Annotated in this window: 19 protein-coding genes; 3 read left to right on the top strand and 16 right to left on the bottom strand. The window is 70.1% G+C overall.

Going from position 1 to position 20,149, the window contains the following annotated elements; all coding sequences use genetic code 11:
* Positions 1-3 precede the first annotated feature (3 nt).
* The 14 genes from hpnH to ACFUPX_RS02295 form a co-directional block, all read right to left on the bottom strand.
* Positions 4-1,026, bottom strand: coding sequence for an adenosyl-hopene transferase HpnH (hpnH, locus tag ACFUPX_RS02360; protein ID WP_383314420.1), 1,023 nt, complete (start codon positions 1,024-1,026; stop codon positions 4-6).
* 5 nt (positions 1,027-1,031) lie between these two features.
* Positions 1,032-1,685: a 1-hydroxy-2-methyl-2-butenyl 4-diphosphate reductase gene (locus ACFUPX_RS02355; RefSeq protein ID WP_383314417.1), complete on the bottom strand. Its 654-nt coding sequence runs from the start codon at positions 1,683-1,685 to the stop codon at positions 1,032-1,034.
* A complete protein-coding gene (gene shc, locus ACFUPX_RS02350) occupies positions 1,685-3,679 on the bottom strand; it encodes a squalene--hopene cyclase (protein ID WP_383314414.1) in 1,995 nt (664 codons plus the stop codon). The genes ACFUPX_RS02355 and shc overlap by 1 nt, the downstream gene beginning before the upstream one ends.
* A gap of 101 nt (positions 3,680-3,780) precedes the next feature.
* Complete coding sequence (locus ACFUPX_RS02345) at positions 3,781-4,911, bottom strand: polyprenyl synthetase family protein (RefSeq protein WP_383314411.1); 1,131 nt, start codon at positions 4,909-4,911, stop codon at positions 3,781-3,783.
* Positions 4,908-6,320, bottom strand: a complete 1,413-nt coding sequence (hpnE, locus tag ACFUPX_RS02340; protein WP_383314408.1) for a hydroxysqualene dehydroxylase HpnE — start codon at positions 6,318-6,320, stop codon at positions 4,908-4,910. Before hpnE ends, ACFUPX_RS02345 begins: the two co-directional genes overlap by 4 nt.
* A 109-nt stretch (positions 6,321-6,429) precedes the next feature.
* Positions 6,430-7,380 (bottom strand): presqualene diphosphate synthase HpnD, encoded by a 951-nt coding sequence (hpnD, locus tag ACFUPX_RS02335; RefSeq protein ID WP_383314405.1) that lies wholly within the window; start codon positions 7,378-7,380, stop codon positions 6,430-6,432.
* On the bottom strand, positions 7,377-8,273 hold the full coding sequence (hpnC, locus tag ACFUPX_RS02330; RefSeq protein WP_383314402.1) for a squalene synthase HpnC: 897 nt from the start codon (positions 8,271-8,273) through the stop codon (positions 7,377-7,379). The genes hpnD and hpnC overlap by 4 nt, the downstream gene beginning before the upstream one ends.
* Positions 8,274-8,607: 334 nt before the next feature.
* Positions 8,608-9,408, bottom strand: a complete 801-nt coding sequence (locus ACFUPX_RS02325) for an ABC transporter ATP-binding protein (RefSeq protein ID WP_383264293.1) — start codon at positions 9,406-9,408, stop codon at positions 8,608-8,610.
* A complete protein-coding gene (locus ACFUPX_RS02320) occupies positions 9,401-10,339 on the bottom strand; it encodes an ABC transporter permease (RefSeq protein ID WP_383314399.1) in 939 nt (312 codons plus the stop codon). Before ACFUPX_RS02320 ends, ACFUPX_RS02325 begins: the two co-directional genes overlap by 8 nt.
* Before the next feature lie 95 nt (positions 10,340-10,434).
* On the bottom strand, positions 10,435-11,307 hold the full coding sequence (locus ACFUPX_RS02315) for a glycosyltransferase family 2 protein (protein WP_383314864.1): 873 nt from the start codon (positions 11,305-11,307) through the stop codon (positions 10,435-10,437).
* 20 nt (positions 11,308-11,327) lie between these two features.
* Positions 11,328-12,107: a CDP-alcohol phosphatidyltransferase family protein gene (locus ACFUPX_RS02310; protein ID WP_363314207.1), complete on the bottom strand. Its 780-nt coding sequence runs from the start codon at positions 12,105-12,107 to the stop codon at positions 11,328-11,330.
* Positions 12,085-13,149, bottom strand: coding sequence for an iron-containing alcohol dehydrogenase family protein (locus ACFUPX_RS02305; protein WP_383314395.1), 1,065 nt, complete (start codon positions 13,147-13,149; stop codon positions 12,085-12,087). Before ACFUPX_RS02305 ends, ACFUPX_RS02310 begins: the two co-directional genes overlap by 23 nt.
* Positions 13,137-13,874 carry a sugar phosphate nucleotidyltransferase gene (locus ACFUPX_RS02300; protein ID WP_383314392.1) on the bottom strand — a complete coding sequence of 246 codons (738 nt, stop codon included), beginning with the start codon at positions 13,872-13,874 and terminating at the stop codon, positions 13,137-13,139. The genes ACFUPX_RS02305 and ACFUPX_RS02300 overlap by 13 nt, the downstream gene beginning before the upstream one ends.
* Entirely contained in the window at positions 13,871-15,694 is a 1,824-nt protein-coding gene (locus tag ACFUPX_RS02295; RefSeq protein WP_383314861.1) for a DUF5941 domain-containing protein, read from the bottom strand. The genes ACFUPX_RS02300 and ACFUPX_RS02295 overlap by 4 nt, the downstream gene beginning before the upstream one ends.
* A 257-nt stretch (positions 15,695-15,951) precedes the next feature.
* Between ACFUPX_RS02295 and galE the strand changes: the two genes are divergently transcribed.
* The 3 genes from galE to idi all read left to right on the top strand — a co-directional run bounded on the left by galE (position 15,952) and on the right by idi (position 18,723).
* A complete protein-coding gene (gene galE, locus ACFUPX_RS02290) occupies positions 15,952-16,935 on the top strand; it encodes a UDP-glucose 4-epimerase GalE (RefSeq protein ID WP_383314390.1) in 984 nt (327 codons plus the stop codon).
* A 176-nt stretch (positions 16,936-17,111) separates the two neighbouring features.
* Positions 17,112-18,038: a cation diffusion facilitator family transporter gene (locus tag ACFUPX_RS02285; protein ID WP_383314387.1), complete on the top strand. Its 927-nt coding sequence runs from the start codon at positions 17,112-17,114 to the stop codon at positions 18,036-18,038.
* Between the two features lie 91 nt (positions 18,039-18,129).
* Positions 18,130-18,723 carry an isopentenyl-diphosphate Delta-isomerase gene (idi, locus tag ACFUPX_RS02280; protein ID WP_383314384.1) on the top strand — a complete coding sequence of 198 codons (594 nt, stop codon included), beginning with the start codon at positions 18,130-18,132 and terminating at the stop codon, positions 18,721-18,723.
* A 53-nt stretch (positions 18,724-18,776) separates the two neighbouring features.
* Here the strand turns inward: idi and ACFUPX_RS02275 are convergent, their stop codons facing one another.
* Both ACFUPX_RS02275 and ACFUPX_RS02270 read right to left on the bottom strand, forming a co-directional pair.
* A complete protein-coding gene (locus ACFUPX_RS02275) occupies positions 18,777-19,256 on the bottom strand; it encodes an ATP-binding protein (protein ID WP_383314857.1) in 480 nt (159 codons plus the stop codon).
* Between the two features lie 141 nt (positions 19,257-19,397).
* The gene (locus tag ACFUPX_RS02270; RefSeq protein ID WP_383314381.1) at positions 19,398-20,087 is read right to left on the bottom strand and encodes an HdeD family acid-resistance protein; all 690 of its coding nucleotides are present in this window, start codon (positions 20,085-20,087) and stop codon (positions 19,398-19,400) included.
* Between the last annotated feature and the right edge of the window lie 62 nt (positions 20,088-20,149).

Genomic DNA, 20,149 nt, shown 5'->3' with positions numbered 1-20,149 from the left:
ACGTCACCCGCGGTTTCCGGAGACCGTCTCGCGGGCGGCGCGGATGGACTCCTTGAGGGAACCCATGGTGGCGAGGACGGCGGTCGGCTCGTAGCCGCAGTGCGCCATGCAGTTGGCGCACCGCGGGTCCTTGCCGCGGCCGTACTTGCTCCAGTCGGTCTCCTCGATGAGTTCCTTGTACGTGGGGACGTACCCGTCGCTCATCAGGTAGCAGGGGCGCTGCCAACCGAAGAGCGAGTAGTTCGGGATCGCCCACGCGGTGCACGGGAAGTCCGCCTTGCCCTCGAGGAAGTCGAGGAACAGCGGCGAGTGGTTCAGGCGCCAGCGCCGCCTGTTGCCGCCCGCGAAGGCCTTCTTGAAGAGTTCGCGGGTCTGCTCGACGCCCAGGAAGTGCTCCTGGTCCGGCGCCTTCTCGTAGGCGTAGGCGGGCGACAGCATCATCTCGTCGACTTCCAGCTCGTCGTTGAGGAAGTTGAGGACCTCGATGATGTTCTGCGGCGTGTCGTTGCTGAAGAACGTGGAGTTGGTGGTCACCCGGAAGCCGCGTTTCTTGGCTTCCTTGATGGCCTCCACCGCCTCGTCGAACACGCCCTCCTTCGCGACGGATTCGTCGTGCCGCTCCCGCATTCCGTCGATGTGCACGGCGAACGCGAAGTACGGCGAAGGCGTGAACTTCTCCAGCTTCTTGCGCAGCAGCATGGCGTTGGTGCAGAGGAAGACGTACTTCTTCTTCGCCACCAACTGCCGCACGATCTCGTCCATGTGAGGGTGCATCAGCGGTTCACCACCGGCGATGGACACCATCGGCGCACCGGATTCGAGCACGGCGCCCACGGCCTGGGCCACCGGCATGCGCTGCTTGAGCACTCCGGCCGGGTGCTGGATCTTTCCGCATCCCTCGCACGCGAGGTTGCACGCGAAGAGCGGCTCCAACTCGACGATCAGCGGGAACTTCTCCCGCTTGCGGAGCTTCTGTTCAAAGAGATACGTCGCGACCTTGACGGTCTGGCGCAGCGGCATGGCCATCTGGCTCACCTCCGAGGGAGCAAAGAAGAACGGTGCCATTCGAAAAATGCAGGTAGCACGGCACGAAGAACACGGAAGGCCGATATTCCACCGCGCACCGTGCCGATGCGGACGAGTTCGTGCTGTGGGGCGTCCACGACCACCCGGACGGCGGCAACCGGCCGGGCTCCCGCCCGCAGCGCGCTGTGCAGCGTCGCGGCGGACTCCATGTCCACCGCGACGGCGCCCGTGGCGAGCAGGCCGGTGCGTTCGTGTCCGCGGACGACATGGTCGGAGCCGATGAGCGGGCCGGTGTGCACGGTGCGGCCGGGCAGGGCCCGCGCCAGCTCCTTGACCAGCAGTTCGGTGCCGACGCAGGGCGCCGTGTGGCCGTGTGCGTCGCGCGTCTCCTCGGCGACGACGAGGTCGCCGGGGTGCATGCCGGGGGCGAGCCCGGCACAGAAGCCGGTGGCCACGACGGCGGCGTGGCGCAGCGGTTCCTTGCCGAGGGCGCCGGTGACGGCGCGCTCGGCGTTCTTGGGGCCCATCCCCGTACGGAGCACGGTGAACTCCCCGTGCGCGCCCATGCGGTCGCCCGTGCGCAGGGCGAGGCGCTCGATGCCGAGCGCGCAGGCGATCAGCAGCGGGGCGGGGCCGGGTGCGGCCGGGGTCCGGTCCATCACCCTCCCTTGACGGAGAGGCCCGCGAACGGCTCCCCGTTGACGTACCGACCGAGGGCGGTGAGCGGGAACACCTGCCGGTAGAGGTGGTAGTTGATGGAGAAGTCCCAGGGGAAGCCGGTGCCGGTGAAGTACGGCTCGTCCCAGGAGCCGTCGTCCCGCTGCGCCTGCGCGAGCCAGAGCACGCCACGCTCCACGGCCTTGGACTCGCTCTCGCCGGCCGCGAGCAGCGCGAGCAGCGCCCAGGCGGTCTGCGACGCGGTGGAGACTCCGTGGCCCCGCCACTCCTCGTAGCGGTAGGAGCGCAGGTCCTCGCCCCAGCCGCCGTCGTCGTTCTGCACCGACTCCAGCCAGTCGACGGCGCGGCGCAGCGCGGGGTGCGAGCCCGGCAGGCCCGCCGCGGTGAGCGCGGGCACCACCGACCCTGTCCCGTATACGTAGTTGACGCCCCAGCGGCCGAACCACGAGCCGTCCGGCTCCTGTTCGGCGAGCAGCCACTCGATGCCGCGCCGGGTGCGCGGATCGTGCGCCTTGCCCTCGATGGCGAGCATCTCGACGACGTGCCCGGTGACATCCGCCGACGGCGGGTCGATGACCTCGCCGAAGTCGCAGAACGGCAGCCGGTTGGGGAAGGGGCTCGTGTTGTCGGCGTCGAAGGCGGCCCAGGCGCCGTTCTTGGACTGCATGCCCAGGTTCCAGCGCACACCGCGGTCGATCGCGCCCTCCATGCGGGCACGGTCGGGGTGGTCGACACGGCGCAGCGCCAGGATGACCTCGGCGGTGTCGTCGATGTCGGGATAGTTGTCGTTGTGGAACTCGAACGCCCAGCCGCCGGGGGCGAGATGGGGTCTGCGTACGGACCAGTCGCCGGGCCTCGAGATCTCCTCGCCCAGCATCCAGTCGGCCGCCTTGACCAGCTGCGGGTGATCGGCGGGCACGCCCGCGTCGGCGAGCGCGATGGTCGCCAGGCAGGTGTCCCAGACCGGCGACTGACACGCCTCGATCATCCGGGAGCCGTCCTCGCGCCAGATCGCGAACCGGTCGAGCGATGCGAGACCCGCCTTGAGGACCGGGTGTTCCAGGTCGTAGCCGAGGAGGTGCAGTGCGATCACGGAGTAGACGGCGGGCGGCTGGATGCCGCCCCAGCAGCCGTCGTTCTCCTGGCGTTCGATGATCCAGCGGGCGGCACTGTTCATCGCCGCCCTGCGCACTTTGCGCGGGGCGATCTTGTGGTAAAGGTGCAGCGCCTTGTCGAGGCGCTGGAAGAGTCCGTCCCAACTCCCCACGGGCGCGAGGGGCTTGCTCGGGTTCGGTACGCGCGCGTCACTGTGCAGCTCGTCAAGGGGGAAGGGCGCGGGCCGGACGGGGCGCTTGGCGGAGACGACCGTGAGGGGCACGATCGTCTGCCGGGCCCAGCACCCGAAGTCGTAAATATTGAGGGGTAGCCACTTGGGGAAGTAAATGAGCTCCGGCGGGAGTTGGGGGAGGTCGTCCCACTTCCACCAGCCGAAGAGCGCGAGCCAGATACGGGTGAAGACCCGGCTCTCGGCGATGCCGCCCTGGTCGCGGATCCAGGCGGAGGCCTTCGCCATGTGCGGGTCACCCGGGGCGTCGCCCGCCAGACGCAGCGCGACGTACGCCTCGATGGTGGTGGAGAGTTCACCGGGGCCGCCGTAGAAAGTGGCCCAGGTGCCGTCCGCGCGCTGTTCGCCACGGATGAAGAGCGCGGCGGCGCGGGTGGTCTTCTCGTCCCGGATCCCCAGGAACTGACGGAGCAGCAGGTCCTCGGCGTCCATCGTCACGTTCGTGTCGAGGTCGCCCTTCCACCAGCCCTGGGCATCCTGCTGAGCGAGCAGAAAATCGGTGGAGCGCTGTATGGCGCGCGCGGCGGCGTCGAGCGGCCTCGCCGTCGCGGCGGTCGGGTCGAGTGGCTGGCTGGCCGAGGCTGCGCGGGGCGTCACCGCTCCGGTGCTTCCGTCGGTCGTCGCTGTCATGGCTTCCCCTTCGTGCAGTCGTCTTCTCTGCTGTGGGTCCGCCGTCGGCCGACGCGCTGGGCGCCGGCCGGCGACTGCGAGTCATATGCGCTCGATAGTGATCATCTCTTCCGTACGACGACGAAATCGGCGAGCGCGACGAGCTGTGCCCGCACCCGGTCCGGCATCTGGATGGTGTCGAGGGCCTCGATGGCGATGGTGTGCTGGCGCCTGGCCTCTTCGGCGGTCCACTCACGGCCGCCCGCCTGCTCGATCAGGGCGGCGCGTGCGGCGAACTCCTCCTCGGAGAAGCTGTCGAAGTCGTTGCTCTTGGCGTCCGCCGCGAGGAGCTCGCCGAGCTGCTCGGACGCGGGTCCGCCCGCGGCGAGCGCGGCCACGACGGGCAGCGACTTCTTGCGCTGGCGAAGGTCGCTCCAGGTCTGCTTGCCGGTGGACTCCGGGTCGCCCCAGATGCCGAGCAGATCGTCCACGGCCTGGAAGGCGAGGCCGAGGTGGTAGCCGTACTTCTCCAGGGTGTCGGCGGTGCGGTCGTCCGCGCCGCCGAGGACGGCGCCGATGGAGACCGCGCAGGCGAGCAGGGCGCCGGTCTTGTTGCCCTCCATCTCCAGGCACTCCTCGACGGTGACCCGCTCGCGGTGCTCGTAGGAGATGTCCTGCGCCTGGCCGTCGATCAGGGCACGGGTCGCGGTGGTCAGGCGGCGCGTGGCGCGGCCCGCCTCGACGGTGCCGATCTCCAGGAGGATCTCGTTGGCGAGCGCGAAGAGGGCGTCGCCGACGAGGATGGCCTGGGCCGGGCCGTGCACCTTCCACACCGTGTCGCGGTGGCGGCGCTGCTCGTCGCCGTCCATCAGATCGTCGTGCAGCAACGAGAAGTTGTGCACCAGTTCCACGGCGACGGCTCCGGGCACGCCCACCTCGGGCGCGGCGCCCGCCGCCTCGGCGGAGAGCAGGGCGAGCGCGGGGCGCACGGCCTTGCCGCCGTCGCCGTCCGACGGGTTGCCCTCGGCGTCGATCCAGCCGAAGTGGTAGGCGGCGACGGTGTCCATGGGCGGCGCGAGGCGGTCCACGGCGGACCGCAGCACCGGGGTGGCCAGCGTCCTTCCGCGCTCGAGCAGTGAGGTCACGTCCACCGTGTCGGCAGCCGATTCGGCCGAGGGCACAGTCGGCACAGTCTCTCCTCTTGTTCCGGTGCTGGATTCCTGGGGACCTGACCCCAGAAGGGCTGGCTTCACGCGGCCTCCTCGACGTCGAAAAGGTGGCCGCGGGGGCGGTCGAGCGCACGGAGAGCCGCGTCGGCGGCACTGATGCCGCTGCGGACGGCGCTCTCCATGGTCGCGGGCCACCCGGTAGCGGTCCACGCCCCGGCCAGGTACAGGCCGGGAGCCTTGGTGCGGGCACCGGGCCGCAGCCGGCCCACGCCGGGAGTCGGCGCGAACGTGGCCGTGCGCTCCCGGGTCACGAAGAAGTCCCGTACCTCGGCGCCGCGTGCGGCGGGCAGCAGCCGCTCGAGCTCCGGCAGATAGCGCTCGCGCAGCGTGGCGACGGGCGCGTCGATCTCGTCCTGGGCGGCGGACTGGGACAGCGCGAGGTACTGGCCCTCGGTGAGCCCGGAGGCGTCGGTGCGGTCGAAGACCCACTGCACCGGCGAGCCGATGGCCGCGAAGAAGGGCCGCTTGAGCACCTTGCGGTCGTACACGACGTGGATGTTCAGGATGGGCGCGGTGTCGATGGCGAGCAGCCGGTCGGGGTCGTCGATGGCGCCGTCCGGGAGCAGGTCGTGGGTCTCGTGCTGCGGCACGGCGAGCACGACGGTGTCCGCATGGATTTCCTCGCCGGGAACTTCGACCTGCCAACCCCCGTTGTCCGTACGGGAGATGGAGGTGACTCGTGTCCTCAGTTCGGTTCGCACGCCCGCGGAGTCGAGCGCCTTGCGGGCGAGCGTGTCATGGAGATCACCGAGGGGCACATGCGCCCAGCCGATGTCGGCGGCGCCCGGCCGTGAGAGCAGCCCGGTCTTGAAGACCATCGCGGCCAGACCCAGCGAGGAGTCCCCCGCGACGGCGTTCAGCGTGGCCACGCCGACGAGGTCCCACAGGGCCTCGATCGCGCGCGCCGACTGGCCGTGCGCCGTGAGCCAGCTGCCGAAGTCCTGGCCGTCCAGCTCGGGGTCGGCCGGGTCGAGTCCCTTGAGGGCGAGCGCGGCGCGCCCGACGTTGGCGCGCTCGGCGAGCGACAGATGCGGATACGTGGCGAGGCTCGCCGCCAGGTGCAGCGGCACGGGCAGCGCGGTGCGCCGAAGGCGTCCGAGGCGACCCCGGTCGGCGTCGAGTACGGGCACGTCGAGACGTTCCTGCAAGGGCGCAAGGGCCGTGCCGTCGACGCGGTCGAGGAACCAGCGGTAGGCGTTGCAGCAGCGCAGATAGACGTGCTGGCCGTTGTCGACGGTCAGCTCGCCGCGCTTGAAGGAGAAGGCGAGCCCGCCCAGGCGCGGCCGGCCTTCGAGCAGCGTCACGCGCAGCCCCGCGTCGGCGAGGGACAGGGCCGCGGTGATGCCTGCGAGACCCCCGCCGACCACCACGGCCGCCCCCCGGCCCGCATTGCCGTCGGCCTCCCCGGCCGATCGCGCGTCGTCCTCGCTCATGCTCTCTCCCCCTCGGCCGTTGCAGTCTGGGACGCCGGGGCGGAGCGGAGGGTTGCGCACCGGTTGCGGGAGGTTGCCCTACGTTCACCGCATTCGCCGTGGATGCCCATCAAGTACGCCTCCTGACGGTCTGTCGGGAGATGGTGCGCGCGTCGAGACCGGAGAGACCGCGCACGGCGACGTACGCCTTTTCGCGGCCCGGCAGCGAGACTCGGCCGCGCAGGACCGCCTCGGGGTCCCGCTCGATGCGGTCGAGGAGCCGCCGGTAGATGCCCGCCATGGCGGCGACACAGGCCCCGCTGCGCCGGTCGAGCATGGGCAGGAGGCGGTATCCCTCGGCGAACAGCGCCCGCGCCCTGCGCACCTCGAAGTGCACGAGCCCGGCGAAGTCGGAACCGGCGGGCGGCTGCGGGCCCGAGAACCCGGCGGAGCAGCCGAACTTGGCGAGGTCGTCGGCCGGCAGGTAGGTGCGCCCGCCCTCCGCGTCCTCGCGAACGTCACGCAGGATGTTGGTGAGTTGGAGCGCGAGGCCGAGCGTGTCGGCATACTCCGGCGCGCGCTCGGCATTGAGCGCCCCCCGTTCGGTACCGAACACGCCGAGCGAGAGCCGCCCGATGGCTCCCGCCACACACCGGCAGTAGACCTTGAGGTCCTCCCACGTCTCGTACGTCTCACCGCGGACGTCCATCAGGACGCCGTCGATCAGTTCGTCGAGCCCGTCGAGCGGGATGGGGAAGCGCGTCGCGGCATGCGTGAGCGCGACCGCCACCGGGTCGGTGTCGTCCTCGTCCACCTCGCCCTTGCGGATCCGGTCGAGAAGCGCCCGGGTCTCGTCGAGGCGCTCGGCCTTGACGTCGGGCGCGAGCGCGCCGTCGCCGATGTCGTCCACGCGCCTCGAAAGGGCGTAGAGCGCCGACATGGCGCGGCGCTCGGGCATGGGCAGCAGCCTGATGCCGTACGCGAAATTGCGTGCCTGCTGTCCGGTCACGGCCTCGCAGTAGCTGTATGCGGCGAGTACCGGCGCGGACACGTTCGGGCCTGACTCCACGGTCCGGCTCACCCCTCTCCTCGCAGAACCGCCCCCACCTCGCGCAGCAATCGCGGCTTGGTGGGCTTGGGCGGTCCAGGAAGTACGTCGTATCCGGCAGCGGCGATCGCGTGGACCGCCGCCCTCCCCCCAGCCACGAAGCCCGCAAGCAGCACCTTCAGCCTGCCGGTGACGCTACCCACCAGGGGGGTGCCTTCATTCAGGAGGCAGCGGGCGCGTTCTGCTTCGTATGCAACCAGTGCGCGCACCGACGCGCCTGCTGTCGGTGCGGCCAGATCCCGCTCCTGGACATGAAACCGCTTCATGTCGTCGGCGGGCAGGTAAATGCGGTCCCGTCCCAGATCCTCGGCGACGTCCTGAAGGTGCTCGACGATCTGGAGGGCGGTGCACACCGCGTCCGAGCGGCGGATGCGCTCCGGGGTCGCGGTGCCGGTGATGCCGAGCACGAGACGCCCCACGGGGTTCGCGGACAGCTCGCAGTAGGCGACGAGGTCGTCGTACGTCTCGTAGCGCGTGACCAGCTGGTCCTGGCGGTTGGCCGCGATCAGGCCGAGGAAGGGCTCGGGCGTCAGGCCGCAGCGTCGCACGGTGGGCTGGAGCGCGCGCATCAGGGGGTGCTTCGGGGTGGAGTCGAAGACCCGGTGCAGGTCGGCCTCGAAGGCGTCCAGGAGAGCCAGCCGGTCCTCGGCCGCCTCGGGGTCCACGCCCAGGTGGCGGGCGTCCGCGCCGCCGGGGGCCAGGTCGCCGTCGCCGATGTCGTCCACCAGGCGGGCGTAGCCGTACACGGCCATGAGGTCGCCGCGCCAGGCGCGGGGCAGGAAGAAGGGCGCCACAGGAAAGTTCTCGTCCGCGGCCTTCGCGAGGACGGCGGATGCATCGCGTAGCTGGAGATCATCCGTAGCCATTGCCGTCACATCTCCCGTTCTACACTGCCGACCCAATACATCCCATTTCGGACACGCCGCCCGGCCCGCCGCGAGGCGGACCATGTCATGAGCCGGGGCGCCGCACGATATCGCCCCACTTGCCGCGAATCAGCACCGCTACAGCTTACGTTGTACAACGCAGCCTGCATCGTCGGGGTGTTCCGCGCATCACAACAACACACCGATTGGCGTCAATCTTCCCTGGGCCAGAGAGACTTGGGAGAACAACGGGGCAGTCGAAGACTCAGGACGCGACAGGGCCCCGCCGGGTTGACTCCGGCGGGGCCCTGCCGCATTCGTACGTACGGACGGGCTACTTGCCCGTGAACTTCTCGTACTCCTTGATGACCTCGTCGGTCGGCCCGTCCATGCGCAGCTCACCGCGTTCGAGCCACAGCACGCGGTCGCAGGTGTCACGGATGGACTTGTTGTTGTGGCTGACCAGGAAGACCGTGCCGGCCTCCTTGCGGAGCTCGCGGATGCGGGCCTCCGAGCGCTTCTGGAACTTCCGGTCGCCGGTGGCCAGGGCCTCGTCGATCATCAGTACGTCGTGGTCCTTGGCGGCGGCGATCGAGAAGCGCAGACGGGCCGCCATGCCGGAGGAGTAGGTGCGCATCGGCAGGGTGATGAAGTCGCCCTTCTCGTTGATGCCCGAGAAGTCGACGATGTCCTGGTAGCGCTCCCTGATCTGCTCGCGGGTCATGCCCATCGCGAGCCCGCCGAGTATGACGTTGCGCTCGCCCGTCAGGTCGTTCATCAGGGCCGCGTTCACGCCGAGCAGCGAGGGCTGGCCGTCGGTGTAGACCTTGCCCTGCTCGGCGGGCAGCAGGCCCGCGATGGCGCGGAGCAGGGTCGACTTGCCGGAGCCGTTCGAGCCGATCAGGCCGATGGCCTCGCCGCGGTAGGAGGTGAAGCTGACGCCGCGCACGGCGTGCACCTTGCGTACGCCCCGCTCCTCGCCGCGCTTGAACATGCGGCTCAGCGCGGAGGTGGCGCTGCCCTTGCCGGTCTTCGCGCCGTTCACGCGGTAGACGATGTGCAGCTCGTCCGCGATGACGGTGGGGATGTGCCCCTTGTCGGTGATCGTGTCTTCGATCTTGTCTTCGTCAGCCACGGCCGTAACGCTCCTCAGCCTTCCAGAAGTACACGAAGCCGACTACGCCGAACAGGATCGCCCAGCCGGCGGCGATGAACCACACGTGGTCCGGCAGGTACGACTTGCCGTAGTCGTCGATCATGGCGAAGCGGATCAGGTCCATGTAGACGGCGGCGGGGTTCCACTGGAGCACGTCCCCGACCCAGCTGGGCACGCCCTCCTTGCCCTCGAGCATCGCGGGGATGCTGAACATGACGCCCGAGGCGTACATCCACGTCCGCATCACGAACGGCATCAGCTGCGCCAGGTCGGGCGTCTTGCTGCCCATCCTGGCGAAGATCAGCGCCAGGCCCATGTTGAAGACGAACTGCAGGAGCAGCGCGGGCAGGACCAGGAACCAGGACAGGGCGGGGAAGATCCCGAACGCGCACATGATGATGACGAGCACGATCATCGAGAACAGCAGCTGCTGGAGCTGCTGGAGCGCGAAGGAGATCGGCAGCGAGGCCCGCGGGAAGTGCAGCGCCCTGACCAGGCCGAGGTTGCCGGAGATCGCCCGCACGCCCGCCATGACCGAGCTCTGCGTGAACGTGAAGACGAAGACGCCGGTCACCAGGAACGGCACGTAGATGTGGTGCGGGATGCCGTCCCTGGCGCCGAGCAGCAGTCCGAAGATGAAGAAGTAGACCGCGGCGTTCAGGAGCGGCGTCGCCACCTGCCACAGCTGGCCGAGCTTGGCCTGGCTGTACTGGGCGGTCAGCTTCGCCTGTGAGAAGGCGAGGATGAAGTGGCGCCGTCCCCAGAGCTGGTGGACGTACTCGAAAAGTCCGGGTCGTGCGCCGCTGACGGTCAGACCGTACTTGGCGGCGAGATCGGCCCGGGAGAGCCCGTCATCGGGCGACGGAGTCGCGCTCACCGCGACTCCGCCGTCATGCGTTGTCTCACTCACGAGTGGAAACTTTCGTCTTCAGATGCGCAGCCGGTCGGGCGTAGGCATGGGCCAGGGACCGGGGTATGGCCCAGATGTTCTCAGACCCGAGCTTGTCAGATGACAGGAGGTCGGCCCAGTCGGGTCAGCCGCCATACCGTACGCCACCTCATCGGTTTGCGAGGTCCGCAGGGCGTCGTCCAGCCCTCCTTGAACCCGCCGAACCAGGCCTTGAGCGCCGGGCCCGAAGGCCGCCTGGCCAGGGTCAGGAGCATCCACACGCCGAGGTAGACCGGGACCAGGAGCGCGGGCAGATTCCGGCGGGCGAGCCAGACACGGTTGCGGGCGACCATCCGGTGGTAGACCGCGTGCCGCGAGGGGGCGGTCGTCGGGTGGAAGAGCACCATGTCGGCGCGGTAGTCGATCATCCAGCCCGCGTCCAGCGCACGCCAGGCGAGGTCGGTCTCCTCGTGGGCGTAGAAGAACTCGCCGGGCAGGGCGCCGACCTCCGCCATGACCCGCGTACGGACGGCGTTGCCGCCGCCCAGGAAGGTCGTCACGCGCGAGGAGCGCATCGGGTCGGCCGCGCGCAGCCGCGGGACGTGGCGGCGCTGGGTCTCCCCCGTGTCCGGGTCGGCGATGCGGAAGCTGATGATGCCGAGCTTCGGGTCGGCCTCGAAGGCCTCGCGGCACAGCTGGGCCGTGTCCATGTTCGCGAGGAGGCCGTCGTCGTCGAGGAAGAGAAGGATGTCGACGTCGGTGCCGCCGGGGCCGAAGGCCTCGATGCCGACGTTGCGACCGCCCGGGATGCCCAGGTTCTCGGGCAGCTCGACGGTGCGTACGCCTTCGGGGACCTCGGGCACGGGGGCGCCGTTGCCGACGACCACCACCTCGACCGGGTCGCCGTCCTGCTTGGCGACCGAGTCGAGCAGGGCGCGCAGCTCCTGCGGCCGGTTGCCCATGGTGATGATGACCGCGCCGACCTTCAGGGGCCGGCTCCCCGCCGCACTCACTTGAGCCTGCTGGAGGCGAGGATGGACACGAGGTGCAGCAGGGTCTGGAGCAGTGCGATGCCCGCGAGGACGGCGACACCGATCCGCGAGAAGAGCAGGTCGCCGCGGACCGAGTCCACGATCGCGAGGACCAGGATCAGCAGCGACGCCTCGATGCCGAGCACGAGCCGGTGGAACTTCAGCGCGCCCGCGGCCTTGCGGGCCAGGGCCATGCCGGAGGAGCGCGGCTCGGAGGCCGACTCCTTGACCGGCGCGAGGCCCTGCTGGTGCCGGGCGACACCGACGAGGTCGGTCTCCGCCTTGATCAGGATGGCGCCGAGCGCGGCGAGCGTGCCGAGGAAGGCCCACAGCCAGTCGATCCGGCCCGAGCCCCAGAGGTCGGCGGCGCGCAGACCGAAGCCGACCAGGACCGCGGCGTCGCACAGGTAGGCGGCGACCCGGTCCAGGTAGACCCCGGCCATGGAGTACTGCTTGCGCCAGCGGGCGATCTCGCCGTCGACGCAGTCGAGCAGGAGATACAGCTGGACCATGATCACGCCGAGCACGGCGCCCGTGATCCCCGGCACCAGAAGCGCCGGGGCGGCGAGGGCGCCGGCCACGGTCATCAGATACGTGAGCTGGTTGGGCGTGATCCTGGTGTTCACCAGGTAGCGGTCGCAGCGCAGCGAGATCTCTCGCATGTACAGGCGTCCCGCCCAGTGCTCACCGCTGCGCCGGTCCTTCACCCCTGCGGGGTGAACGACGGGGCGGAGTTCAGCTACCGATGGCCTTGGCATAGTCGGCGTATGCGTCCTTGATCTGGTCGGAATTCAGATTGAGGTGCTCGAGGATCGTGTAGCGCCCGGGGCGCGTCTGCGGGGCGTACTCCACGACCTGGACGAACTCGTCCACGGTGAAGCCGATCTCCTCAGGCGTCACGGGGAGGCCGTGCCTGCGCAGCACCTCCACCATGTAGGCGGACTCCTCCTTGGCTCCGCGCAGGAACATCGCGAAGGCCGCGCCCAGGCCGCACTGCTCGCCGTGGCTGGCGGCGCGCTTGGGGAAGAGGAGGTCGAAGGCGTGGTTGATCTCGTGGCAGGCGCCGGACGCCGGGCGGGAGTCGCCCGACACGGACATCGCGATGCCGGTGAGGACCAGACCCTCGGCGAGGACCTGCAGGAAGGCGTCGTCGCCGACACCGCCGGGGTGGCGCAGAACGGCTTCGCCGGCCTGGCGCGCCATGGCGGCCGCGAGCCCGTCGATGTCCTCGCCGCGCACGCGCGCCGCGAGTTCCCAGTCCGCGATCGCGGAGATGTTGGACAGGGCGTCGCCGATGCCGGAGCGCACGAAGCGCACGGGCGCCTCACGGATCACGTCGAGGTCGATGACGACCGCGATGGGGTTCGGCACTCCGTACGAGCCGCGGCCCGCGTCGTTGTCGAGCGTGGCGACCGGCGAGCACAGGCCGTCGTGCGACAGGTTCGTCGCGACGGCGACCAGCGGCGCGCCGACCCGCGCGGCGGCGAACTTGGCGCAGTCGATGATCTTGCCGCCGCCGAGGCCGACGACCGCGTCGTAGCGGCCCTTCTTGATGGCGTCGGCGAGCTTGATGGCGTCGTCGAGCGTGCCGCCGCCCACCTCGAACCATTCGGCGGTGGGCAGTGACGGTTCGAGCCGCTGGCGCAGGACCGCGCCGGAGCCGCCGCTGATGGCGATGGCGAGCTTGCCGGTTGACGAGCAGATCCGCTGGTCGGCCAGGACCCCGGCCAGGTCGTTGAGCGCCCCCGGCCGGATGTCCACGACGACCGGCGAGGGGATGAGCCTCGTCAGTACTGGCACGCGATCTCCCGGCCCTTGGCGAGGTCGTCGTGGTTGTCGATCTCGACCCACTTGATGTCGCCGATCGGCTCCACGTCGATCTTGAAGCCGCGGTTGACGAGCTCCTGGTAGCCGTCCTCGTAGTAGAGGTCGGGGTCGCGCTCGAAGGTCGTCTTCAGGGCGTCGGCCAGCTGGTCGGCGGCGTCGCCCTCGATGAGCGTGACACCGATGTACTCACCGGTGGCGGTCTCCGGGTCCATCAGCTTGGTGATCTTCTGGACGCCCTTCTCGGGGTCCACGATGACCTTCATCTCCTCGTCGGCGAGGTTCTTCACCGTGTCGAGGGCGAGGATGATCTTCTTGCCCTCGCCGCGGGCGGCGAGCAGCGTCTTCTCGACGGAGACGGGGTGCACGGTGTCGCCGTTGGCGAGGATCACCGTGTGCTTGACCGCGTCACGACCGCACCAGAGGGAGTAGGCGTTGTTCCACTCCTCGGCCTTGTCGTTGTCGATCAGCGTGAGCTTGAGGCCGTACTTCGCCTCGAGCGCCGCCTTGCGGTCGTAGACCGCCTCCTTCTTGTAGCCGACGATGATCGCGACCTCGGTCAGACCGATCTCCGCGAAGTTGCCGAGGGTCAGGTCGAGGATGGTGGTGTCACCGTCGACCGGCACCAGGGCCTTGGGAAGCGTGTCGGTGTAGGGGCGAAGACGCCGTCCGGCGCCGGCCGCCAGCACAAGGCCGATCATGCGGGTTCTCCTTCATCGTGTACGGCGGGTGCTCCACGTTTGTGAGCGGTCACCCAGTAGCGGATGCTCTCGACGAGCACCACGAGTGCCACAGCCACGGCGAGTGCCGTGAGCGCGACGGTGAAATCTGTGTCGGTGAGCAGCGTGGCGGCCAGAGCGACCGCCAGCGTCCTGCCCTCGTGCCCGCCGATCGCCCGCACCAGCCAGTGCGGCGGCGCGCCTGCGTCGCCGCGGATGCGGTACACCGTGTCGTAGTGATGGTAGGCGACTGCGGACACCAGTCCGAAAGCCGCGGGCAAGGCGCCGTTCACGTCCGCCTTGGCGGCGAGCAGCAGGATCGTGCCGTACTCGGCCGCGCGGAAGAACGGCGGGACGAGCCAGTCGAGGGCGCCCTCGAGGGGGCGGGCGACGGCGAGACCCGAAGTGATGACGTAGATCACCGCGGCGACGATCACCCACGGGCTGCCGTAGGACGTGAGTCCCGCCACGCAGACGAGCACGGCGCCGCCGGCGAAGGCGAGGGCCGGCGCGGGCAGGGGCAGGCCGCCGGGCCTGAGCGCCGCGAAGGCGGAGGCGAGCGGTCCGGTGTCGGCGAGGTCCGCGAGTGCCTGTGCGGCGCGGTCGGTGCGGGTCGCCCTGCGGGTCAGCGAGCGCAGGACACGTCCTGCCGTGGTGTAGCAGGCGGCGAGGCCGCAGCCGATGAGCAGCACGATCAGGGTGATGCGCGGCGTGGTGACCGCGGTGAGCACGGCGATCAGCGCCCAGCGCTCACCGATCGGAAGGACGATCATCCGGCGCAGCCAGACCGTCCAGCCGACGCTGTCGAGCTTGTCCGAGAGGGCGGCGGTGGGGCTGGTGTTGGCGGTCGCGGCGACGCTGTCGGCGTTTGCCTCGTTGAAGGAGAAGTCCACGACGTGCCGGGACGTCTGCAGGACCATCGCGCCGAGCGCGAGCGCCCACACGTCGTCGCCCGTGGCGTTGGCCGCGCCGAGCGCCAGGCCCGCGTAGTAGGCGTACTCCTTGGCCCGGTCGAACGTCGCGTCCAGCCAGGCGCCCAGCGTCGAGTACTGCAGGGAGTAGCGGGCAAGCTGCCCGTCCGTGCAGTCAAGGACGAAGGAGAAGAGCAGCAGCAGACCGGCCGCGACGAAGCCGGGGCGGGTGCCGGTGGCCGCGCAGCCCGCCGCGATCAGGGCGACGAGCAGCGACGCGGTGGTGACCTGGTTCGGGGTCAGGCCCCGGCGCGCGCACCAGCGGGCGAGGTAACGCGAGTAAGGGGAGATGCAGTACGTGGTGAAGAAGCCGTCGCGCGATTTGACGGCCGTGCGCAGGCGTACGGCTTCGTCGTCGACGGCGGCGACGGACTGGCGTGCCTCGTTCCGCGTCTGCGGATCGCTGGGCACGGTGGCGACGAGGGTGCCCAGGTCGGGGCGGTGCACGTCGCGTCCCTCGGCGGGCAGGGCCTCGGCGACGTGGTCGGCGAGCGCCTCGACCGTCAGGGCGGAGCCGCCGCCGTTGCCGGAGCCGGCGGTGGCGCGCAGCGCGCGGGTGAGGTCGGCTCGGGCCTCGGGCTGCGCGGTGACGGCGCCGGGGACCGCCGACGCGCCGAAGCGCGGGTCGGTGAGGCCCAGGCGCAGTGCGTGGACGTGGCCCACGAAGCGCGCGTCGACGATCGCGACCCGCTGCCCTGCGGGGGCGGCGGCGAGCAGCGTCTCGGTGTCCGCCGCGTCGGAGGCGATGCGGACGTCAAACCCCAGGGACCGCAGATCGCCTTCGAGCGGCGACCCGGGGACCGGCTGACCGGTCAGGATGGCGGTCGACAGACGAACTCACTCCTTGATTGCCGGCGCGGCTCGCGCCGGGCACGTGCTTGATGAGGGGCGCCCCTGGCCGGCAGCGGCCGGGCGGCACGTCGGCAGAGGCTATCGGATGATGGGAAGCAGGCGTTCACCGCCCGTTTACGGCCCGATAAGCATGGCCTGCGAGAGCCCGCGCCAACTCGATCATCATGGTCGATCGGAGGCGGCAGCCACAAACCGCGCTTCGTCCGACCGGCACAAACGACATAAAGTCGACGCCCATGACATGGATGATCACAGGTGGAGCGGGATATATCGGGGCACACGTGGCGCGGGCGATGGCCGGTGCCGGGGAGCGGGTCGTCGTCCTCGACGACGTGTCGGCCGGGGTGCCCGAGAGGCTCCCCGCGGACATTCCTCTCATCAGGGGCTCATCGCTCGACGGTGAGCTGCTGCGGCGGGTCTTCGCCGAGCACGGCGTGACGGGCGTGGTGCATCTCGCGGCCCGCAAGCAGGTCGGCGAGTCCGTGGAGCAGCCGCTGCGCTACTACCGCGAGAACGTGGGCGGCCTGGTGACGCTGCTCGAAGCGGTGGCCGACGCCGGGATCAAGCGGTTCGTCTTCTCCTCGTCGGCCGCGGTGTACGGCAACCCGCCGGACGTGGACCTGGTGGCGGAGGACACCCCGTGCGTGCCGATCAACCCGTACGGGGAGACGAAGCTCGCCGGGGAGTGGCTGGTGCGGGCCGCCGGGCGGGCGCACGGCATCGCGACCGTGTGCTTGCGCTACTTCAACGTGGCGGGCGGCGCGAGCCCCGAGCTCGCGGACACCGGGGTGTACAACATCATCCCGATGGTCTTCGACCGGCTCACACGTGACGAGGCGCCGCGGATCTTCGGCGACGACCACCCCACGCCGGACGGCACGTGCGTCCGCGACTACATCCACGTCGCCGACCTCGCCGACGCCCACCTCGCGGCGGCCCGCCGCATGGAGAAGCACCCCGAGGGCGATCTGACGGTGAACATCGGCCGCGGCGAGGGAGTTTCCGTACGCGAACTGGTCACGCTCATCGGCGAGGTGTCCGGCGACCACCGCCCGGCGCTCGTCGAGCCGCGCCGCGCGGGCGACGCCCCGCGCGCCGTCGCGGACGCGGGCCTCGCCGCGAAGGAGCTGGGCTTCGAGGCCAGGCGCGGAGTACGCGAGATGGTCGAATCCGCGTGGGCGGGCTGGTGCCTCCACCACCCCGAGGCGCGCCGCCCCTGATCACCGCCGGTATCGGTCAGCGCTCTGACCTGCGGTCATTTCCGCAGGTCAGAGCATATGACAACGGTGTTCAGTGCCGTGTTGCCGGGTACCCCCCACCCGTAGTTCACTGTGATCGCGACAGACGCGCGACCAGGGAACAGAAGACCGATACCGACCACACGGAGGCGGCTTTCATGGGGGCTGGGCACGATCACGGACACGCGCACGGGGGGACCGCGACGGCCGCGTACCGGGGGCGGCTGCGCATCGCGCTCTCGATCACGGTCACCGTCATGGTGGTCGAGATCGTCGGCGGCATCATGGCGGATTCGCTCGCGCTCATCGCGGACGCGACGCACATGGCGACGGACGCGCTCGGCCTGGGCATGGCACTGCTCGCGATCCAGTTCGCGAGCCGCCCGGCGACGGAGAACCGCACCTTCGGCTACGCCCGCGCCGAGATCCTCGCCGCGCTCGCCAACTGTCTGCTGCTGCTCGGCGTCGGCGGCTACGTCCTGTACGAGGCGATCCAGCGGTTCATCACGCCCGCCGAGACCGAGGGCGGACTGACCATCGTCTTCGGCGTCATCGGCCTGGTGGCGAACATGATCTCCCTCTCGCTCCTGGTGCGCGGCCAGAAGGACAGCCTGAACGTGCGCGGCGCGTTCCTGGAGGTCATGGCCGACGCGCTCGGCTCCCTGGCGGTGATCGTCGCGGCGGTCCTGATCCTGACGACCGGGTGGCAGGCGGCGGACCCGATCGCCTCGCTCGTCATCGGCCTGATGATCGTCCCGCGTACGGTGAAGCTCCTTCGGGAGACCCTGAACGTGCTCCTGGAGTCCGCGCCGAAGGGCGTCGACATGGCCGAGGTCCGCTCGCACATACTGGATCTGCCGGGCGTCGAGGACGTCCACGACCTGCACGCCTGGACCATCACCTCGGGGATGCCGGTCCTCTCCGCGCACGTGGTCGTCAGCACCGAGACGCTGAACGCCATCGGCAACGAAAAGATGCTGCACGAACTACAGGGCTGCCTGGGCGACCACTTCGACGTCGAGCACTGCACCTTCCAGCTGGAGCCGGTCGGCCACGCGGAGCACGAGGCGAAGCTCTGCCACTGACCCCCTGAGGGTGGTCTCCGGTGGTTCCTTGCCGGGAGGGCCGGTCGCGTACGGCAGACTTGAGGCTCGAAGACCGAAGCGAAGGATGGGTATGCCGACCACACCTGCCACCGCGGCGAACAGCTCGTCGAACGGCACCGGAGAAGCGATCTTGCTGGAACTCGTGGACGAGGACGGCAGGACGATCGGCACAGCGGAGAAACTCTCCGCGCATCAGGCGCCCGGGCAGCTGCACCGGGCGTTCTCCGTTTTCCTCTTCGACGAGCAGGGGCGGCTGTTGCTGCAGCAGCGCGCCCTGGGCAAGTACCACTCCCCCGGCGTCTGGTCGAACACCTGCTGCGGCCATCCCTACCCGGGCGAGGCGCCGTTCGCGGCCGCCGCGCGCAGGACGTACGAGGAGCTGGGCGTCTCGCCCTCCCTGCTCGCGGAGGCCGGCACCGTGCGCTACAACCACCCGGACCCCGACTCGGGCCTGGTGGAGCAGGAGTTCAACCATCTCTTCGTGGGGATGGTCCAGTCGCCGCTGGCGCCCGACCCGTCCGAGGTCGGCGAGACCGCGTTCGTGACGGCCGACGAGCTGGCGCAGCGGCACGCGAAGGGCCCGTTCTCCGCGTGGTTCATGACGGTCCTGGACGCGGCCCGCCCCGCGATCCGCGAGCTGACGGGGCCTTCCACCGGCTGGTAGTCAACTCCCGTCCCGTACGCAGGCGTTGGGTTTCGGACAGCGTCGTCGGGTTTTCAGACGGAGCCGTTGGCCTTCAAGGGCAGGGCCGCCCAGATGACCTTGCCCCCGCTCGCCGTCTGTTCGACGTCACAGGCACCGCCCGCCTCCTGCGTGATCTCACGGACGAGGAGGAGGCCACGGCCGCCGGTCTGGCCGTGGTCGGTCACCAGGGCCGTCGGGCGGTAGGGGTGGTCGTCCTCCACGGAGACCCGCACCCACTCGGCGCCCACCGCCACCTCCACCGCCAGCGTGGGCGAGAGCAGTGCCGCGTGCCGCACCGCGTTGGTGACGAGTTCGGAGACGATCAGGAGCAGGCCCTGCACGAGGTCGTCCGACGCGGGCACGCCCTGGCGGGAGAGCAGGTCGCGTACCGCGTGCCGTGCCTGGGGCACCGAGGCGTCGACGGCGGCGGCCGTGAACCGCCACACACCCTCGTACGGCGCCTTTCCGGGCTCCCGAGGGAGTGGGCCGGGCCCCCTCCCGTCGTCGTCCATCGTCCGGTCGCCGCCCTTGCGCTCGATTGTCACCACACATCGAGTGTTGGGAATGCCCTGGTCCGGACCGCACGACTGACCATAAGTCAGCGACTATCGGCGACATTTGATCACTGACGCCCGACCGCGCCAGTCGCGCGACTACTCCTGTCCCTCCGGCTTCGCTTTGAAGCCTTCTTCGGGTTGTACGGGTTGTATGGGTTGTTCGGGCCGCTCCGGCCGCTCGGAGGCCGGTCCGTCCGCGACCATGCTCACGATCCGGCGCCCGCCCAGGCCCGTGGCGAGCAGCCCCAGGCCGTCGAAGAGCAGCGCGAGCGAGAAGAAGCAGCCGATCACGTACTGGCTGCTGCTGGGCCAGTTGCCGAGCACCAGGATGCCCAGGAGCAGTCCGAAGGCGCCCTGCACCAGCGTCCAGCCGAACTGCGGCCCGCGCACCACCAGACTGCCGACAAGACGGAACACGCCGCCGGTCAGGAACAGCAGGGCCGCGAACATGGTCAGCGCCTCCGCCGCCACGTCCGGCCTGCGAATGATCACGACACCGGCGGCGAGGTTCAGCGCCGCGACGACCACGCCAAGCCAGAAGAAGTTCGTGCCGCGCGACTGGACCGCGTGCAGCAGGCCGACGACGCCGCCGATCAGGAGCAGCCAGCCGAAGAGGAGCATCGAGGTCAGGGTGGCCACGCCCGTGTAGACGAGGCCCACGAGCCCGGCCACCGCCAGGATCGCGCCCAGCAGGGCCAGCCAGCCGAGGCTGCGGTTGAGCTGCTTGGCGCCCTGGGCGTTCGTCGAGGCGCTCTCGGCGGTCTTGGCGCTCTTGGATCGGGCCATCAGCGTCTCCGTCCTGCTGCCCCCACTGCGCAGAGTCTCAGGGCCGCCCCTTCTTGATCGTA

The sequence above is a fragment of the Streptomyces sp. NPDC057302 genome (genome assembly GCF_042667685.1).
Lineage (GTDB): Bacteria > Actinomycetota > Actinomycetes > Streptomycetales > Streptomycetaceae > Streptomyces.
Note: the sequence above shows the minus strand (reverse complement) of the source record. Positions and strands in the feature narration are given on the sequence as shown.

What these genes read in the sequence shown, in the direction of transcription:
- hpnH (WP_383314420.1), bottom strand. Translation starts at nt 1,026, where the DNA reads ATGGCCATGCCGCTGCGCCAGACCGTCAAGGTCGCGACGTATCTCTTT.
- ACFUPX_RS02355 (WP_383314417.1), bottom strand. Translation starts at nt 1,685, where the DNA reads ATGGACCGGACCCCGGCCGCACCCGGCCCCGCCCCGCTGCTGATCGCC.
- shc (WP_383314414.1), bottom strand. Translation starts at nt 3,679, where the DNA reads ATGACAGCGACGACCGACGGAAGCACCGGAGCGGTGACGCCCCGCGCA.
- hpnE (WP_383314408.1), bottom strand. Translation starts at nt 6,320, where the DNA reads ATGAGCGAGGACGACGCGCGATCGGCCGGGGAGGCCGACGGCAATGCG.
- hpnC (WP_383314402.1), bottom strand. Translation starts at nt 8,273, where the DNA reads ATGGCTACGGATGATCTCCAGCTACGCGATGCATCCGCCGTCCTCGCG.
- ACFUPX_RS02310 (WP_363314207.1), bottom strand. Translation starts at nt 12,107, where the DNA reads ATGCCAAGGCCATCGGTAGCTGAACTCCGCCCCGTCGTTCACCCCGCA.
- ACFUPX_RS02300 (WP_383314392.1), bottom strand. Translation starts at nt 13,874, where the DNA reads ATGATCGGCCTTGTGCTGGCGGCCGGCGCCGGACGGCGTCTTCGCCCC.
- galE (WP_383314390.1), top strand. Translation starts at nt 15,952, where the DNA reads ATGACATGGATGATCACAGGTGGAGCGGGATATATCGGGGCACACGTG.
- ACFUPX_RS02285 (WP_383314387.1), top strand. Translation starts at nt 17,112, where the DNA reads ATGGGGGCTGGGCACGATCACGGACACGCGCACGGGGGGACCGCGACG.
- idi (WP_383314384.1), top strand. Translation starts at nt 18,130, where the DNA reads ATGCCGACCACACCTGCCACCGCGGCGAACAGCTCGTCGAACGGCACC.
- ACFUPX_RS02275 (WP_383314857.1), bottom strand. Translation starts at nt 19,256, where the DNA reads ATGGACGACGACGGGAGGGGGCCCGGCCCACTCCCTCGGGAGCCCGGA.
- ACFUPX_RS02270 (WP_383314381.1), bottom strand. Translation starts at nt 20,087, where the DNA reads ATGGCCCGATCCAAGAGCGCCAAGACCGCCGAGAGCGCCTCGACGAAC.